The organism is Streptomyces sp. NPDC000075, assembly GCF_040301925.1.
GTDB lineage: Bacteria > Actinomycetota > Actinomycetes > Streptomycetales > Streptomycetaceae > Streptomyces > Streptomyces polychromogenes.
On the sequence record NZ_JBEPFL010000001.1, the window covers coordinates 247,831 to 263,970 of the forward strand.

Annotated in this window: 17 protein-coding genes and 1 pseudogene; 15 read left to right on the forward strand and 3 right to left on the reverse strand. The window is 74.8% G+C overall.

Annotated elements, in window-relative coordinates; all coding sequences use genetic code 11:
- Positions 1-37 precede the first annotated feature (37 nt).
- The 5 genes from ABT403_RS00975 (at position 38) to ABT403_RS00995 (ending at position 4,605) form a co-directional block, all read left to right on the forward strand.
- Complete coding sequence (locus ABT403_RS00975) at positions 38-505, forward strand: nitroreductase family deazaflavin-dependent oxidoreductase (RefSeq protein ID WP_344167536.1); 468 nt, start codon at positions 38-40, stop codon at positions 503-505.
- 189 nt (positions 506-694) lie between these two features.
- Entirely contained in the window at positions 695-1,108 is a 414-nt protein-coding gene (locus ABT403_RS00980; protein ID WP_344167533.1) for a CBS domain-containing protein, read from the forward strand.
- A gap of 71 nt (positions 1,109-1,179) precedes the next feature.
- Positions 1,180-2,649, forward strand: coding sequence for an aminotransferase class I/II-fold pyridoxal phosphate-dependent enzyme (locus ABT403_RS00985; RefSeq protein WP_344167530.1), 1,470 nt, complete (start codon positions 1,180-1,182; stop codon positions 2,647-2,649).
- 24 nt (positions 2,650-2,673) lie between these two features.
- A complete protein-coding gene (locus ABT403_RS00990; RefSeq protein ID WP_344167527.1) occupies positions 2,674-3,240 on the forward strand; it encodes a cysteine hydrolase family protein in 567 nt (188 codons plus the stop codon).
- 99 nt (positions 3,241-3,339) lie between these two features.
- Positions 3,340-4,605, forward strand: a complete 1,266-nt coding sequence (locus ABT403_RS00995; RefSeq protein WP_344167524.1) for a cytochrome P450 — start codon at positions 3,340-3,342, stop codon at positions 4,603-4,605.
- Between the two features lie 62 nt (positions 4,606-4,667).
- Here ABT403_RS00995 and ABT403_RS01000 read toward each other — a convergent pair whose 3' ends face one another.
- Positions 4,668-5,030 carry an STAS domain-containing protein gene (locus tag ABT403_RS01000; protein ID WP_344167521.1) on the reverse strand — a complete coding sequence of 121 codons (363 nt, stop codon included), beginning with the start codon at positions 5,028-5,030 and terminating at the stop codon, positions 4,668-4,670.
- Between the two features lie 219 nt (positions 5,031-5,249).
- Between ABT403_RS01000 and ABT403_RS01005 the strand changes: the two genes are divergently transcribed.
- Genes ABT403_RS01005 through ABT403_RS01025 form a run of 5 tightly spaced genes read left to right on the forward strand, consistent with a single transcriptional unit; the run spans position 5,250 to position 8,100 of the window.
- On the forward strand, positions 5,250-6,284 hold the full coding sequence (locus ABT403_RS01005) for an NAD-dependent epimerase/dehydratase family protein (RefSeq protein WP_344167518.1): 1,035 nt from the start codon (positions 5,250-5,252) through the stop codon (positions 6,282-6,284).
- Positions 6,285-6,287: 3 nt separating this feature from the next.
- Positions 6,288-6,890 carry a nucleotidyltransferase family protein gene (locus ABT403_RS01010; protein WP_344167515.1) on the forward strand — a complete coding sequence of 201 codons (603 nt, stop codon included), beginning with the start codon at positions 6,288-6,290 and terminating at the stop codon, positions 6,888-6,890.
- Positions 6,877-7,137, forward strand: a complete 261-nt coding sequence (locus ABT403_RS01015; protein WP_344167512.1) for a hypothetical protein — start codon at positions 6,877-6,879, stop codon at positions 7,135-7,137. Before ABT403_RS01010 ends, ABT403_RS01015 begins: the two co-directional genes overlap by 14 nt.
- On the forward strand, positions 7,134-7,907 hold the full coding sequence (locus ABT403_RS01020; protein ID WP_344167509.1) for a metallophosphoesterase family protein: 774 nt from the start codon (positions 7,134-7,136) through the stop codon (positions 7,905-7,907). Before ABT403_RS01015 ends, ABT403_RS01020 begins: the two co-directional genes overlap by 4 nt.
- Before the next feature lie 13 nt (positions 7,908-7,920).
- The gene (locus tag ABT403_RS01025; protein ID WP_344167506.1) at positions 7,921-8,100 is read left to right on the forward strand and encodes a hypothetical protein; all 180 of its coding nucleotides are present in this window, start codon (positions 7,921-7,923) and stop codon (positions 8,098-8,100) included.
- Here the strand turns inward: ABT403_RS01025 and ABT403_RS01030 are convergent.
- Entirely contained in the window at positions 8,051-8,746 is a 696-nt protein-coding gene (locus ABT403_RS01030; RefSeq protein ID WP_344167503.1) for a sigma-70 family RNA polymerase sigma factor, read from the reverse strand. The two genes, ABT403_RS01025 and ABT403_RS01030, sit on opposite strands and share 50 nt — an antisense overlap.
- Positions 8,747-8,891: 145 nt before the next feature.
- Positions 8,892-9,620, reverse strand: coding sequence for a hypothetical protein (locus tag ABT403_RS01035; RefSeq protein ID WP_344167500.1), 729 nt, complete (start codon positions 9,618-9,620; stop codon positions 8,892-8,894).
- A 261-nt stretch (positions 9,621-9,881) separates the two neighbouring features.
- Between ABT403_RS01035 and ABT403_RS01040 the strand changes: the two genes are divergently transcribed.
- The 5 genes and pseudogenes from ABT403_RS01040 to ABT403_RS01060 all read left to right on the forward strand — a co-directional run bounded on the left by ABT403_RS01040 (position 9,882) and on the right by ABT403_RS01060 (position 16,084).
- Complete coding sequence (locus ABT403_RS01040) at positions 9,882-10,631, forward strand: DJ-1/PfpI family protein (protein WP_344167497.1); 750 nt, start codon at positions 9,882-9,884, stop codon at positions 10,629-10,631.
- 117 nt (positions 10,632-10,748) lie between these two features.
- Positions 10,749-12,235, forward strand: a pseudogene (locus tag ABT403_RS01045) (CehA/McbA family metallohydrolase).
- Positions 12,236-12,372: 137 nt separating this feature from the next.
- Positions 12,373-12,825, forward strand: a complete 453-nt coding sequence (locus ABT403_RS01050) for an effector-associated constant component EACC1 (protein ID WP_344167494.1) — start codon at positions 12,373-12,375, stop codon at positions 12,823-12,825.
- A gap of 2 nt (positions 12,826-12,827) precedes the next feature.
- Positions 12,828-14,747 carry a caspase, EACC1-associated type gene (locus tag ABT403_RS01055; RefSeq protein WP_344167491.1) on the forward strand — a complete coding sequence of 640 codons (1,920 nt, stop codon included), beginning with the start codon at positions 12,828-12,830 and terminating at the stop codon, positions 14,745-14,747.
- Positions 14,744-16,084: a serine/threonine-protein kinase gene (locus tag ABT403_RS01060; RefSeq protein WP_344167488.1), complete on the forward strand. Its 1,341-nt coding sequence runs from the start codon at positions 14,744-14,746 to the stop codon at positions 16,082-16,084. The genes ABT403_RS01055 and ABT403_RS01060 overlap by 4 nt, the downstream gene beginning before the upstream one ends.
- Positions 16,085-16,140 lie beyond the last annotated feature (56 nt).

Consider the following 16,140-nt stretch of genomic DNA (forward strand, 5'->3'; position numbering starts at 1 on the left):
ACGAAGTGCGGGCACGACGAACAGGCGGTGGAACGTGATGCCTCTCGAGGGCGAGTACGACCCGAGTCCGGCGCAGTGGATCCGCGAACAGGTCGAGCTGTACGAGAGTTCGGGCGGCACGCGGGGCACGACGCTCTGGGACACGGGCCTGCCGGTCGTCATCGTCACGATGCGCGGCGCGAAGAGCGGCAGGATCCGCAAGGTCCCGCTGATGCGCGTGGAGGACGGGGGACGGTACGCGGCGGTCGCCTCGAAGGCCGGCTTCCCGCGCCACCCCGACTGGTACTTCAACCTCAGGGCCGAGCCGCAGGTGGAGCTCCAGGACGGCCCGCGACGGCAGCGCATGACGGCGCGGGAGCTCGACGGGGACGAGCGGGCCCGGTGGTGGCGGCGCGCGGTCGCCGCGTATCCGGCCTACGCCGAGTACCAGGAGAAGACCGACCGCCTGATCCCGGTCTTCGTACTCGAACCCGTGCCTCCGGCCGGACCGCCGACGGCAGCCTGAGGCGGGACGAGCCGGACGGGCCGGACGGGCCGGACGGGCCGGTCCCGGAGCCGGGTGCGGGCCCGCGCGGGCGTCCTTCGCCGAAGGAGCCGGGCGCGGGCCGCTTGGCGGGACCGGCAGCGGGCAGGCGCGCGGATACCGCGCCGCCGGTCCCGGCGGCCCGGCCGATCCAACCTCGGGAGACCCACCATGACCACCGCACGCGAGATCATGACGCCGGACGCCACCTGCATCGGTGCCGACGACAGCATCCTGGAGGCGGCGAAGAAGATGACCGCCCTCGGGGTGGGCGCGCTGCCGATCTGTGGCACCGACCAGCTCCTGAAGGGCATGCTCACCGACCGCGACATCGTCGTGAAGGTCCTCGGCGCCGGCAAGGACCCCGCCACCTGCACGGCCGGCGAACTCGCCCAGGGCGAGGCGGTCACCATCGGCGCCGACGACGACGCCGGCGAGATCCTGCGGACCATGTCCCAGCACAAGGTCCGCCGGCTGCCCGTGATCGACGGCCACACCCTCGTCGGCGTCGTCGCCCAGGCCGACGTCGCCCGCGCCCTGCCCGACGCGCAGGTCGGCGAACTCCTCGAAGCCCTCTCCAGCTGACGGACGCCCGTGCGCCGCCGCCCATCGCGGGGCCGGTGTTTCCGTACCGTCGCGGTGGGCAGGCGGGCAGCATGGACCAGTCGAGGACACCCGTACTGGACGCACTGGCCGCCTACCACGCGGCCGGCCAGACACCGTTCACCCCGCCCGGACACAAGCAGGGACGCGGGGCCGACCCCCGGGTGCGCGCCGTGCTCGGCGACGCCGTCTTCCGCTCGGACGTCCTGGCCACCAGCGGCCTGGACGACCGCACCTCCTCCCACGGCATCGTGGAGGAGGCGCAGGCGCTCATGGCCGAGGCCGTCGGCGCCGAGCACGCCTTCTTCTCCACCTGCGGCAGCTCGCTGTCGGTGAAGTCCGCCATGCTGTCGGTCGCCGGCCCCCACGAGAAGCTGGTGCTCGGACGGGACGCGCACAAGTCCGTGGTCTCGGGGCTGGTCCTGTCCGGCATCCGCCCCGTCTGGGTCGACCCGCAGTGGGACCCCGAACGGCACCTGGCCCACCCGCCGTCCGCGGAGGCCTTCGAGCGGGCGCTGGCCGAGCACCCCGACGCACGCGGCGCGCTGGTCACCACCCCGACCCCGTACGGCACCTGCTCCGACCTGGCCGCCATCGCCGAGGTCTGCCACCGCCACGGCGTCCCCCTCATCGTCGACGAGGCATGGGGCGCCCACCTGCCCTTCCACCCCGACCTGCCGACCTGGGCCATGGACGCCGGCGCCGACGTCTGCGTGACCTCGGTGCACAAGATGGGCTCCGGACTCGAACAGAGCTCGGTCTTCCACCTCCAGGGCGACCTGGTCGCCCCCGAAGTCCTCAAGTGCCGCGAGGACCTGCTCGGCACCACCAGCCCGTCCGTCCTCGTGTACGCGGCCCTCGACGGCTGGCGACGCCAGATGGCCGAGTACGGCAAGGCCCTCTACGACGACGCCCTCGCCCTCGCCGGCCGGACCCGCGACCGGATCTCCGGCATCGACGGCCTGCACGTCCACGACCGCGCCGACTTCTGCGGCCCCGGCAGGGCCACCGACCTGGACCCCCTCCAGATCACCGTCGACATCAGCGCCCATCAGGTCACCGGCTACCGCGCCGCCGACTGGCTGCGCCGCGAGCACCGCGTCAACCTGCACGTCTGCGACCACCGCCGGATCAGCGCCCAGCTCACCCACGCCGACGACGACCGCACCGCCGACGCCCTGATCAGCGCCCTCCGCGACTTCGCCGCCCACGCCCCCCGACTGCGCACCGGACAGCCCGTGCACGTCCCCCCGCCCGCCGGACTCCGGCTGGAGCAGGCGGTACTGCCGAGGGACGCGTTCTTCGGCCGCACCGAGCAGGTCCCCTGGGAGCGGGCCGAAGGACGCGTCGCCGCGGAGATGCTCACCCCCTACCCGCCCGGCATCCCGGCCGCGCTGCCGGGGGAGCGCCTGAACGCGGACGTCCTGCGCTACCTCCGCACCGGCGTCGAGGCCGGCATGGTCGTGCCCGACGCCGTCGACACCGACGTGAAGAGCGTCAGGGTCCTGCGCGAAGAGCCCTGACGGCCCGTGGTGGGAGGTGGTGGCATGGGCCGGACGGCACGGGCGGCACTCGTCGTCATCGACATGCTGAACACCTACGAGCACGAGGACGCGGAGGTGCTCGTGCGGTCCGTCCGCGAAGCCCTTCCCGGCGTCGGGTCGCTCCTGCGGCGGGCGCGGAAGGCCGGCGCACCGGTCGTCTACGTGAACGACAACTTCGGCCGCTGGCGCTCCCACCACGGCGAGATCCTCGAAGCCGCCCTCGCGGGCCGGTACGCCGACCTCGTCGAGCCGGTCGCACCCGACGAGGACGCCCTCTTCGTCGTGAAGGCCCGTCACTCCGTCTTCTACGAAACGCCCCTGGCCTACCTCCTGGGCCAGCTCGGGGTCCAGAGGGTGGTGCTGTGCGGGCAGGTCACCGAGCAGTGCGTGCTCTACTCGGCCCTGGACGCCCACATCCGCCACCTCGACGTCACCGTGGCCCTCGACGCCGTCGCCCACATCGACGCCGGCCTCGCCGAGGCCGCCCTGCGCATGATGGAACGCAACATGGGGGCCGAACTCCGCCCCAGCGGCGAGATCACCTTCGAGGAAGACGTCCCGTCGGACTGACACCGGCCCGCGCCCGGGTGCCTTGCCCCGGGGCCACCGGGGTACGGCGCCGCCCGTTCGGGGGCGCGTGCGGCCGGGGCGACCGGGTAGACGACGGCCATGCATCCCTTCGCCGACAGCACGCTCACCCTCCTGACCAGCGGCTACGCCTGGGCCCCCGGACTGCGCCGACGGCACGGCGACGGCCCGGCCGTCCCGGCCAGGCTGATGGGCCGGCCCGCCCTCCTGCTGCACGGCCCGGCCGCCGTGGACTTCTTCTACGACGAACGCCACGTGCTGCGGCACGGCGCCCTGCCCGGACCGGTCCTCGACACCCTCTTCGGCAGGGGAGCCGTCCACACGCTGGACGGGGAAACCCACCGGGTCCGCAAAGAGCTCTTCACGACCCGGCTCATGACGCCCGACGGGGTGGACGACCTCGGCCGGCTCGCCCGCGAACACTGGCTGCGCACGGTCGACGGCCTGCGCGGACGGCGAGCCGTCCTCTTCGACGAGATGGCCGTGGCGCTCGCCGCCGCCGTCTGCGAATGGAGCGGGGTACCGGTCGCCGACGGGGCCGCCGTGCGCCGTCTGGCCGAGGACTGCGTGGCCATGGTGGACGGGTTCGCCACCCCCGGACCCCGCCACTGGAAGGCCCGCCGGGCCCGCAGCCGCCAGGAGGCCGCCCTCGCCCGCGCCGTCGCGGACGTACGCCGGGGCGCGGTGGCCCTGTCGTCCGGCGACCGGCCCACCGTGCTGGAAGCGGTGGCCGCGCACCGGGACGCCGACGGCACCCCGCTCGACCTCCACACGGCCGCCGTGGAACTGCTGAACGTCCTGCGCCCCATCGTGGCGATCACCTGGTTCACCACCTTCGCCGCACACGCGCTGCACCACTTCCCCGCCGTCCGGGAGGAACTGCGCGCGGACCACGGGCGGTACGCCCGGGCCTTCGCCCACGAGGTGCGGCGCTGCTACCCGTTCGTGCCGTTCGTCGGCGGCCTCGCCGCCCGCGACCTGCGCTTCGACGGGCAGGACGTGTCGGAGGGCACGCTGGTGCTCCTCGACGTACCCGGCCACCACCGCGACCCGGGCCTCTGGCCCGAGCCGAACCGTTTCGACCCGCGCCGCTTCCTCGGCCGGGAGCCGGGCCCCGGCGAGCTCATCGCCCAGGGCGGCGGGAACGCCCGCACCGGGCACCGCTGCCCCGGCGAGGACATCACCGTCCACCTCCTGGCCACTCTGGCGGCGACCCTGCCCGGCCTCGGGCTCGACCTGCCCGACCAGGACCTGGGCATCCCCGTCGGCCGCATCCCGACCCGGCCCCGCAGCGGCGTGATCGTGCGGGTGCCGTCCCGCTCCAGGCCCGAGGAACCCGCCGCGTAGCCGGGCCCGGCCCGGTGTCGGCGCGGCGGCCCGGTGTCAGCGCGGTGGGAGCCCGACGGCTGTCAGCGCGGCGGTGGCCCGACGGCCGGCCGGACCGGGAAGAGGCCGGCGGTGCCCGTCAGGTCGAGCAGGCGCAGCATCTGGTGGCTGGGAGCCGCGAGGCTGAGGGTGCCGCCGGTGCGCAGGGCCGCCTCGCGCGCCCGGATCAGAGCACTGAGTCCGGCGGAGTCGCAGAAGGACGAGTTGGTCAGGTCGACGATCACCGAGGTCGCGGACCGCGCGCCGGAGAGGGCCGCCGTCACCATGCTCTCGAGTTCTCCCGCGTGCCGGATGTCGATCTCGCCGGTCACGTGGACGACGACCGGAGCCGGCCCGTCGCCGTCCCCGGCCCGGTCACCCGCCCGCACGTCGAATTCGCTGCTCATGTGAGGCCTCCTCGCCTCCTGGCCCCCCGCGCGGCACCGCCGGCCGCGGCCCGTCACGACGCGCTCGGCGTCGGTACCCGGCACACGGCTTCTGCCCGCGTGAGCGGGTTCCATACGCGGGCCGCTCCTCCCGACGGGTTTGTGCCGGACGGTCCCGGGCACGCGCCAACCGAACCCGGACCGGCGGGCGAGCCGGCCGGGCAGGACGAGGGAGGCGCCATGAAGGTCGTCGTGACCGGAGCCACCGGCAACGCGGGCACCGCCGTGGTGCGGGCCCTGGCCGCCGATCCCGCCGTCACCGACGTGCTGGGGGTGGCCCGCAGGCTGCCGGAACTCCGCGTCCCGGGCGTGCGCTGGGCCGCGGCCGACGTCGACCCCGGCCACGAGGACCTCACCGCGCTCTTCGGGGGAGCGGACGCGGTGGTCCACCTCGCCTGGAAGTTCCAGCCCACCCACGACCCCGTCGCCACCTGGCGGACCAACGTGCTGGGAAGCGTCAGGGTCTTCGAGGCCTGCGCCCGGGCCGGAGTGCCGGCCCTGGTGCACGCCTCCTCGGTGGGCGCCTACTCGCCGGGTCCCGCCGACGGACGTCCCGTCGACGAGTCCTGGCCCACCCACGGCTGGCCCGGCGCCGCCTACACCCGTGAGAAGGCCTACCTGGAGCGCTACCTGGACGGCTTCGAAGCCGCCCACCCCGGCATCCGCCTGGTGCGGATGCGGCCCGCGTTCCTCTTCAAGGAGGAGTCCGCGAGCGAGCAGCGCCGGATCTTCGCCGGCCCGCTCCTGCCGTGGCGCCTGATCCGGCCCGGCCTGCTGCCCGCGCTGCCCGCCGTGCGGGGCCTGCGCTTCCAGGCCCTGCACACCGACGACGCCGCCGAGGCCTACCGCGCGGCCGTGGTCCGCCCGGTCCACGGCCCCTTCAACCTGGTGGCGGACCCGGTGCTGGACACCGCGGCCATCGCCGCGCTCCTGCACGCCCGTACGGTGCCGCTGCCCGCGGGAGCCGCCCGGGCGGCCCTCGCCGCGGCCTGGCGGATGCACCTCGTACCGGCCGCCCCCGGCCTCCTCGACGCCGTCCTGCGACTGCCGCTCCTCGACGCCGGACGCGCGCGCGACGCGCTGGGCTGGGTGCCGGGGGCCACGGCCACCGAAGCCGTCGCGGAGTTCCTGGAGGGCCTCCGCCGGGGAGCCGGCGCCGCCACCGCGCCCCTGCACCCGGCGTCGGCGGGCGCGGGCGGATCCGCGGTGAGGTGAGCCGTGAGCGAATCCGTGAACCTCCCGCGCGATCACACCCAGGCCATCCTGGAGACCACCAAGCGGGTCGGGGCGCTCCTCAAGGAGGCGGGAGTGCCCTTCGCGCTCGCCGGGAGCGTCGCCGCGTTCGCCCACGGGCTGCCGGCCGGATTCCGGCACGACACCGACTTCTGCCTCCGCCGCGAGGACGCGGCCGCCGCCGTGGCCGCACTGGCCGAAGGGGGCATCACCGTCGTCGACGCCCCCGAGGACTGGCTGATCAAGGGGCGCGACGGTGACGAGGAGATCGACCTCATCCTGGACCTCGCCGGCCGGCCCGTCGCGGGGGAGCTCCTCCAGCGCGCGGACGTCCGCGCCGTGGACTCCGTACGCATGCCGGTCCTCGCCCCGACCGACCTCATGGACAGCCGCCTGGCCGCCCTGTGCGAGCACTACTGCGACTTCGCCGAACTGCTCCCCATGGCCCGGATGCTCCGTGAGCGCATCGACTGGAAACTCCTCGACCGCCGCCACCGTGACCAGCCCCTGCCCGACGCCTTCCTGTACCTCCTCGAACGCCTGCGGGTGATCGAGCCCCGAAAGCAGGCCCGCCATGAGCACGCATGACCCCGTCCTGCCCGAGTACCGGGCCCAGCACCTACGGGACCGGCTCGCGCGGGAGGAGATCGCCGAACTCGGGGTCCGCGTCGAGCTGCGCGGCCCCACGGTCCTCGTCTGGGGACCGGTCGCCAGCCCGGACTGCCGCGACACGGTCCTGCGGATGGCCGCGGAATCCCTGCACCCGCTTCCCTGGCGCCACGACCTCACCGTCGTCAGCGCCCGCCCGCCCGACCGTGAGGAGGACCTGCCGTGATCCGCGTCGCGGCCGTGGGGGACATCCACCTGGCGCCCGGCTGCGAGGGGACCCTCCGGCCCGCCTTCGAGACCCTGGGGGACCACGCCGACCTGCTCCTCCTCGCCGGTGACCTCACCCGCCACGGCACCCCCAGGGAGGCGGCCGTCGTCGCCGGTGAGGTCGCCGGGCTGCCCGTGCCCGTCGTGGCCGTACTCGGCAACCACGACCACCACGACGACCGGCCGGGGGAACTCGCCGCCGTCCTCGCCGAGGCCGGGGTGACCGTCCTGGAGGGGGAGGCCGTCGTCCTGGACCTCCACGGCACCAGCGTGGGGGTGGCGGGGGCCAAGGGATTCGGCGGGGGATACGCCGGCCGCTGCGGCAGCGACTTCGGCGAACCCGAGATGAAGGCCTTCATGCGGCACTCCCGGACCTGCGCCGACGGGCTGCGCCGCGCGCTCACCGACCTGGCGGAGGTGGGGACCGCCCTGCGGATCGCGCTCACCCACTACTCCCCGGTACCGGACACCCTGGCCGGCGAACCCCCCGAGATCCACCCGTTCCTCGGCAGCTACCTCCTCGCCGAGGCGATCGACGAGGCCGGCGCCGACCTCGCCGTGCACGGCCACGCCCACCTGGGCACCGAGCACGGGATCACGGCGGGCGGGGTCAGGGTCCGCAACGTGGCCATGCCGGTCATCGACCGCGCGTACGCCGTCTACCACCTCACCCCCCGCCTCCCCGCCCCGCCCGCCGGCCCGGGGAGCACCGCTTCCCCGCACACATAGAGGAGCAGCCGCCATGAAAGGCATGCAGCACAAGCGTCAGGAGCCCGGCATCGGCCGCGAGGAGCAGATACAGGAGCACCCGGGCCCGGACCCGGTACACCCCGAGGCCAGCAAGCCGGTGCCGGGCAAGAGCTCCGAGGAGCTCAGGCGGCGGCAGGAGCGGGCGATGACCCGCGAAGACGACGACTCCTGACCTCTGCGGCAGCGGGGCGGCAGCCCTCCGCCCGGCGCGCAGGGCCCGTGTCGGTCAGGAGCGCGACGAGGTCGGTACGCGCGCGGGCCACCCGGGAGCGGACGGTGCCGATCGGGCAGCCGGCCGCTTCGGCCGCCTCCGCGTAGCCCAGGCCGAGGAGCTGGGTGAGGACGAAGGCCTCCCTGCGCTCGGCCGGGATGAGCGCCAGCAGTTCGGCCAGGGCCACGCCGTCCTCGAATCCGGGTACGCCGCGCGGCTGTGCCCGCTCGGCCGCGGCCTGCCAGTCCTGGTGGTCCGACAGGCGGGGGCGGGCGGCGGCGCGGCGGAGGCTGTCGACGACGGTGCGGCGGGCGATCGACAGCAGCCAGGTGCGGGCCGAGGAACGGCCTTCGAACCGGGGGAGCGCCACGAGCGCGCGCAGGAAGACCTCCTGCGCGAGGTCGTCGGCCGCCTGCGGGTCGGCGCTGAGGTACGCCACGTAACGCCAGACGTCGCGGTGGAGGGCGCGGACGAAACGGTCGGCCTTGGCCGGGTCGCCGTCGCGGGCCTCCAGGGCCAGCCGGGTCACATCGGCCTCGGGGTCCGGGGCGGCCGGGCGGGTGGTCGTGCCGGAGGTGGGGAGCTGCTCGGTCAGGGCAGGGGTCATCGCCGAAGGTCCTTAGGGCAAGGGGAGGTTCGGCCGCGCGCACGGCGGAGCCGATGAAGGGGTGCGGCCTGCCGGAGGGCATGGCCGATGCCCGAGGCGCGACGGCGCGGTGCGTGCCGTCAGCGTCCGCTCGGGGAGCCGGCTGTCACAGGACAGCGGTTCCCGTCGGAGGACCCCGTGAGGTGATGGCGTGGACGAGGAACAGGCGGCGCAGGGCCTGCCGTTCCCGGACCCGGCGCATGCGGACGCGCGGCCGGTGCGGGACCGGCGGTACGGGGCCGAACAGCAGGCGCAGGGGCGCGCGGAGCCATCCGGCGACGGCGCGCAGGAGACGGAAGGCGGTCCGCTCCGCGTAGGCGAGCCAGAGGCCGCACAGTAGGGCGGCCAGGAGGTGCGCGGCCAGCATCCCGACGGGGGACATGCCCGCCATGTCATGCCCGGCGGCGGGCATCACGGCGTCCGCCGTGGACGAGGTCATGCCGTCGACGCCGTCCATGCCGTCCATGCCGTGCATGCCGCCCATGCCCTGCGCGCCGTCCATGCCGTGCGCGCCATCCATGCCGTCCATGCCGTCCATGTGCATGTCGTGCATGGACCGCATCGGGTGACGGCCGTGCCCGCCCGCCGGGGCACCGGCCGGAGCCGGTGGGGAGCCGGAAGGCGACTGGGCCAGGGTGAACCCCGTGTGGAGCACGGCCTGCACCGCCACCGTCGCCGTGGTGACGGCGAGCAGCCCGCGTTCGCGGTCCGCCGTGGCCCAGGCGGCCGTCGACGTCGCCGCGAGCGCTGCCAGCGCGGCCCACCACGGCACGTTCCGGCCCGACATGAGGACGTGGCCGGTGGTCGCGAGCAGCACGCAGAGGACTGCGAACATCGCAGCCCGTGCGGCTCGGGAACAGTGGCCTGGCTTCATGGCGAGTTCATCCTCGCACCGACGTCCCGGACCGGGCAGGGGGGTCTGGCACTTCCTGACGGGTCCTCAACCGGCTGCCGACGGGCCCCGCTTGCGGCGCCCTGTGGCGCACGGCACAGCGGCACGGGGGAACCGCGGCGCCCCGCCGCCCGACTGCCTTCCCGGTCGGCCCACGCGTGCCGCCGCCCCGAAGAGCCACAGGAAAGGGAACAGGAACCCCGGATGAACCGACGGGACTTACTCCGCGCCTCGACCGCGATCGGCGCCACCGGCATGGGCCTCGCGGGTGCGACGGCCGCGGCCGCACCGGCGACGGCGGCCACCACGACCACCGCGTCCTCGCCCGCACCGGCACGGGACGGGCGCCCCCTGCGCGTCCACGTCGTCATGTTCGACGGCGTCGAGGAACTCGACTTCGCCGCCCCGTACGAGGTCTTCTCCGCCGCCGGCTTCTTCACCGACCGCCCCGTGGAGGTCCGCTACGTCACCTCCTCGCGGCCCGGGTCCGTCCAGGCGGCGTACGGCACCCGCGTCCCGGTCGACCACGGCTGGGCCCCCGGGGAGGCGGACGTGATCGTCGTACCGGGCGGCGGCTACGCCCGCCGCGAGGAACCGGGCGTCTGGGCCGAGATCCGGCGCGGCACGCTCATCCGCGCCCTGCGCGAGGCACCCCGCCCGGGCCTGACCGTCAGCGCGCTCTGCACCGGCGTCATGCTGCTGTCCGCCGCCGGACTGACCCGGGGACGCCCCTGCACCACCCACCACAAGGCACGCCCCGACCTCGAGGCGCAGGGAGGCGTGCTGAAGAACGCGCGCGTCGTCGACGACCGCGACCTCGTCACCGCCGCCGGCGTCACCTCGGGGCTCGAACTCGCCCTGTGGCTCGTCCGCCGTGAACTGGGAGCGGACACGGCGACGAGCGTCGAGGCGATGCTCGAACACGAGGCCCGCGGCACGGTGTGGTCCCGCTGAGCCGTCCCTGAGGGGGGCCGGTCCGGGCGCGCCCGGCGTCCGCCCGGCCCCCTCGTCACGCGGCCGCCGGCCCGGGCGTTCACACCGGATTCACCTCCTTCCGCGACCCTCGGCCCCATGGCCCTCAGCAGACGAGCACTCCTGGCACAGGCGGCCGCTTCGGCCGGTGCCGTCGCCGCCCCTTCCCTCCGGCCCGCCGCCGGCGCGGGCGCGGAACCCGAGCCGGACACGACCACGACGACCCTGCGCGGCACCATCCCGCCCGGCGCACCGGACTTCGTGTACGTGCCCGTGGACGTCCCGCCGGGCGTCCGCGAGTTACGCGTCTCCTACCGCTACGACAAGCCGCCCACCCCGCCCGGCACGCCGGGCAACGCCCTCGACATCGGCCTGTTCGACCAGCACGGCACCGCGCTCGGCGGCCGCGGCTTCCGCGGCTGGTCCGGCGGCGCCCGCAGCGAGTTCTTCCTCCGCACGGACGAGGCCACCCCCGGCTACCTGCCGGGCCCGCTGGACCCCGGCCGCTGGCAGGTGGCCCTCGGCCCCTACACCGTGGCCCCGCAGGGCTTGTCCTACGAGATCACCGTCACCTTCGTCCACGGCACACCCGCACCCCCGTCCCCGCGGTCTACCCGCCCCGGCGCATCCCCGGACGGGGCAGGGCGTGGTACCGGGGGGACTGCCACATCCACTCCGTGCATTCCGACGGCCGCCGCACCCCGACCGAGATCATCGCCCTCGCGCGCGCCGCCGGCCTGGACTTCATCAACACCTCCGACCACAACACCCACAGCTCCCACACCGCCTGGGCGGGCGCCGCCGCGGCCGGTCTGCTCGTCCTCACCGGCGAGGAGGTCACCACGCGCACCGGCCACGTCCTCGCCGTGGGCACCGACCCGGGCACCTTCATCGACTGGCGCTACCGGGCCCGCGACCACCGCTTCGCACGCTTCGCCCGCGCCGTCCGGCAGGCGGGCGGCCTCGTCGTCCCCGCCCACCCGCACGCCGGCTGCATCGGCTGCGCCTGGAAGTTCGGCTTCGGCGAGGCCGACGCCGTCGAGGTGTGGAACGGCCCCTGGACCGCCGACGACGAGATGTCCCTGGCCTCCTGGGACGCCACGCTGTCCGGCGCGACCGGCGAGCGCCGGCTGCCCGCCCTCGCGCACAGCGACTACCACCGCGACCCGGACCGCATCGGCGGACCCCAGACCGTCGTCCTGGCCGACGACCTGTCGCGCGAGGCGATCCTGGCCGGACTGCGCGCCGGACGGGCCTACGCCGCCGAATCCTCCGCCGTCCGCGTGGACTTCACCGCCGTCACCCCGCGCGGCGCCCACGCCGGCATCGGGGAGACCCTGGCCGCGCCCGGTCCGGACACGGAGGTCGTCGTCCGGCTGTCGGTGACCGGCGCGGAGGGCTGCGAGCTGCGCCTGGTCACGGACCAGGGCCCGGCCCTCACCGTGCCCGCGGCGGCCTCCCTGGAATGGCGCACGACACCCGCCCGCACCGCCTACGTCCGCGCGGAAGTCCGCCACCCCTCCCCGACCCCACCCCTCCCCGGCCCACCGGCGGCCCTCACCAACCCGATCCTGCTCCGCCCCTGAGGACCCGACGGCCGGGCCCGAGGCTCCGGGCGGCCTGAAACGGGCGCGCGGACCTTTCGGCTCCCGCCGTGATCCTCCCGGTGGCACACTGGCGAGGAGCGGAACACGGGGCCGTCCATCCTCGGGCCCGGTGAGACATGACGTGCTGTGGAGAGGCGGTCTCCTTGCGATCCCTGCTGGCGACGGAAGGCTCCGGAGGGCCCGACTCCCTTGCCGACCTGAGAGATTGGCTCAGCGACGAGGCGCCGTTACGCGGACGGGTGAACATCGCGCCGTCCGCGCCCGGTGCGGGCGAACTGGGCGCCTGGAGCGACACCCTCATCGTGGCGGTCGGCGCCGGAGGCGCACTGACGGCACTGGCCAGGGCGGTCGCGGTCTACGTGCGCCAGCCGCGCCGCAGCAACGTGCGGGTCAACGTGGTCGCCCCCGACGGAACGCGTACGGAACTGACGGTCCAGCACGCGAAGGACCTGGACGAGGTCGAGAGGCTCCTGCGCACGGCGCTGCATCCGGACCCCGATACGGGCCGGGGGGCGCTCCCCGGTGGAGCGGCCCCCGCACTCGGTGAGGCGTCCGAAGCGGAGGGCTGAGCATGATGCGCCCGCCCGACCCGGCCCGTTCGCGGGCCGTTCTGGTCGGCACGGCCGAGTACACCGAGGACGACCTGCTGCCCGGCGTCCCGGCCGTACGCAACAACGTCCGGGACCTTCAGCGCCTGCTCACCGAAGGCCGGCCGGGGGCCTTCTCCGCCGAGACGACCCGCACCGTGTTCGACCCGGCCACACCGAGGGACCTCGGGCTGCCCCTGCTGGAGGCCGCGCGCCAGGCCGAAGACGTCTTCCTCGTCTACTACGCGGGTCACGGCCTGATCGGCCACGAGCGGCGCGAGTTGTACCTGGGGCTGGCCAAGTCCGTCAGCGAGGCACCGTCGTTCACGGCCTTCCCCTTCCAGGGGATCCGCGAGGCGTTCCTGGCCAGTCCGGCGCGCAACCGGGTGCTCGTCCTCGACTGCTGTTTCTCCGGACGTGCCATCACGGGTGGGCTGTCCGGAACGTACGAGCCGCTCATCGAACAGATGGAGATCGCCGGCACCTACACGCTGACGTCGGCGGCCGCCAACGAGCCCGCACGGTTCCAGGACGGCGAACGGCACACCGCGTTCACCGGAGAGCTGTTGCTGGCCCTGCGGGACGGCATCCCCAGTACGCCGTCGGCCGAGGTCACGCTGGGCGCGCTGTTCCGGCACCTCAGGCGGGTGCTGCCGGCCAAAGGCCTGCCGGAGCCCCAGCAATGCGGAACGGACACGGCGGAGTTCCTGGTTCTGTCCCGGCCCCGTCCACGACCCGGACGCCGACCGGTCTCCGAGGCGGCGGCGGGCGGGGCCCCCGGCTCCCGGGAAGGGCTGCTGGCCCGGTGGGACCTCGGCCGACGCCGTGGTGAGGAAGGCCGGACCGGCGAGGCCATGCGTCTGCTCAGCGAAGTGGTGCCGGATCTCACGCGCATGCTGGGGCCGGACGATCCCGCCACCCTCGTCGGGCGGATCGACCTCGCCTACTGGACCGGGCGCGAGGGGGACACCGACGAGGCGCTCAGGCTGTCCGCCGCCGCCGTCGGCGACATGACGCGCGTGCTCGGCCCGCACCACCGCGCCACGCTCGCGGGCCAGAGCCAACTCGCCTACTGGACGGGTGAGTCGGGCAGGTATCACGAGGCACTCAGCCTCGCCTCCTCCGTTCTCGCCGACCTGTCGCGCGTGCTCGGTCCCGACGACCGTGAGACCCTCATCGGCCGTGGTCGGCTGGCCCGTTGGACCGGTGAGGCCGATGACCCCGCAGCGGCGGCGCGTATGACCGGTGACCTCGTACCCGATCTGTCACGGGTCCTGGGCGCGGAGGACCGCGAGACCTTCACCGGGCGCGTGAACCAGGCCCAGTGGACGGGCCGGGCCGGCGGGAGCAAGGCCGCGGTGCGGCTGCTCACGGGCCTGGTGCCGGACGTCTCCTGGGCCCTGGGCCCCGATGACCGGCACACCCTGCTCAGCCGCTCGCGACTGGCCCACTGGTCGGGTGCGGCGGGACGGCGTCGCCGGGCGCGGAGGCTTTTCGCGGCCGCGGTACCGGATCTCGAACGGGTACTGGGCCCCGACGACCGCGAGACCCTGCTCGCACGCAGCCAGCTCGCCCACTGGACCGGGGAGACGGGGCAGGCCGCGGAAGCGGTGCGGCTCTTCGGCCTGTTGGTGGGTGACATCGCCTGGGTCCTCGGCTCCGATGACCGGGCCACGCTGGTCAGCAGGGCGCGGCTGGCCCACTGGACGGGGGTCCGGGGTGAGGTGGGTGAGGCCATCCGCCAGTTCCACGCCGTTCTTCCGGAGCTCACCCGCGTCCTGGGCCCGAACGCTCCCGAAACCGTCGAGAACCGCGTCCTGCTGGCCTTCTGGCGCCGGAAGGCGGACCGGCGGCTCAAGGACCAGATCTTCTTCGGCGCCGGCCCGCGCGGAGGCACGCGGTGAGCGGGCGGGAGACGCGCGGCGTACCGGACGGGGCGGGGACCGGGCCCGGGGACGCCTCCCCGCTGGAGCGTTCGGACCCGGCGCGGATCGGCCCCTACCGGCTGCTCGGCCGGCTGGGAGCCGGCGGCATGGGCAAGGTGTATCTCGGCCGTTCCGGCGGGGGTCGTCTGGCCGCGGTCAAGGTGTTGCGCGAGGAGCTCGCGGAAGACCAGGAGTTCCGTGCCCGGTTCCAGCGTGAACTGAGGGCGGCGTCGCGGGTCGGCGGGCATTTCACCGCGGCGGTTCTGGCATCCGGAGGCCAGGACGAGGAACGTCTGTGGATGGCGACCCAGTTCGTGCCGGGCCCCTCCCTGCACCACGCCGTCCGCACCTTCGGACCGTTGCCCCGGGAGGCGCTGCTGGCCCTGCGCTTGGGATTGCTCAGCGCACTGGAATCGATCCACGAGGCGGGGATCGTGCACCGCGACCTGAAGCCGTCGAACGTACTGCTGGCGGAGGACGGCCCGCGCGTGATCGACTTCGGTATCTCCGCCCTCGGCGGCGCGACCCACCTCACGCGCTCGGGGATGGTCCTCGGAACCCCTGGATACATGTCGCCGGAGGAGTTCCAGGGCCACAAGTCGGGCCCCCCGAGCGACGTGTTCGCCCTGGCGTGCACCCTGACGTACGCCGCCACGGGTGCCGGTCCCTTCGATGGGGGGAACACCTACGGGGTGATGTACCGGATCGTTCACGACGAACCGGAACTCAGTGGCCTGCCGCAAGAGATGGCCTCCCTGATCCGCCCCTGCCTCGACAAGGATCCGGTGTCCCGGCCCTCCGTCGCCGATCTGATCAACGCACTGCCCGCGGCGGAGACGGACGAGGTGTCCCGGCTGCTGGCCCACGGGAAATGGCTGCCCGAGGCGATCCGGCGCCAGACGCGGGAACACGCGGGAAGGGTCTTCGCGTGGGACAGCGCGGGCCCCTCCGCCCTGCCCGCGGCACCCGGCCCCGACGTGCACGCCGGGACGTCCTCCGAACAGACGCCGTCACCGCCGGACCCGAGCTCGCGGACGGGGCCCATCCGCGCCGCGGACGGGTACGGGCCCGGGCGGGAGCCGCTCCCCGAGCCCGCGACCACGCCCGGGGGCCGTGCCGCCGCACCTCCCCACGGCGGTCCGCCGACCGCCCCGGGCGCCCAGAGCGCGGGCGGCGCCGACGGTGCCGAGCCCTTCCCGGCGAGCGAGGCCCTGCGCACCCACACGCCCCTGCTGCCCGCGGACCTGCCACCCCTGCCGCGGCTCCCGCGCCGCCCCTGGCACCGCTTCCTGCCGGTCCGGCGCGGCAGGCGCTGACCACTGCGGCATTCCGCCGGCCCCGGTGCCGGGGGCGGGGACGCGTGCCTGGAATC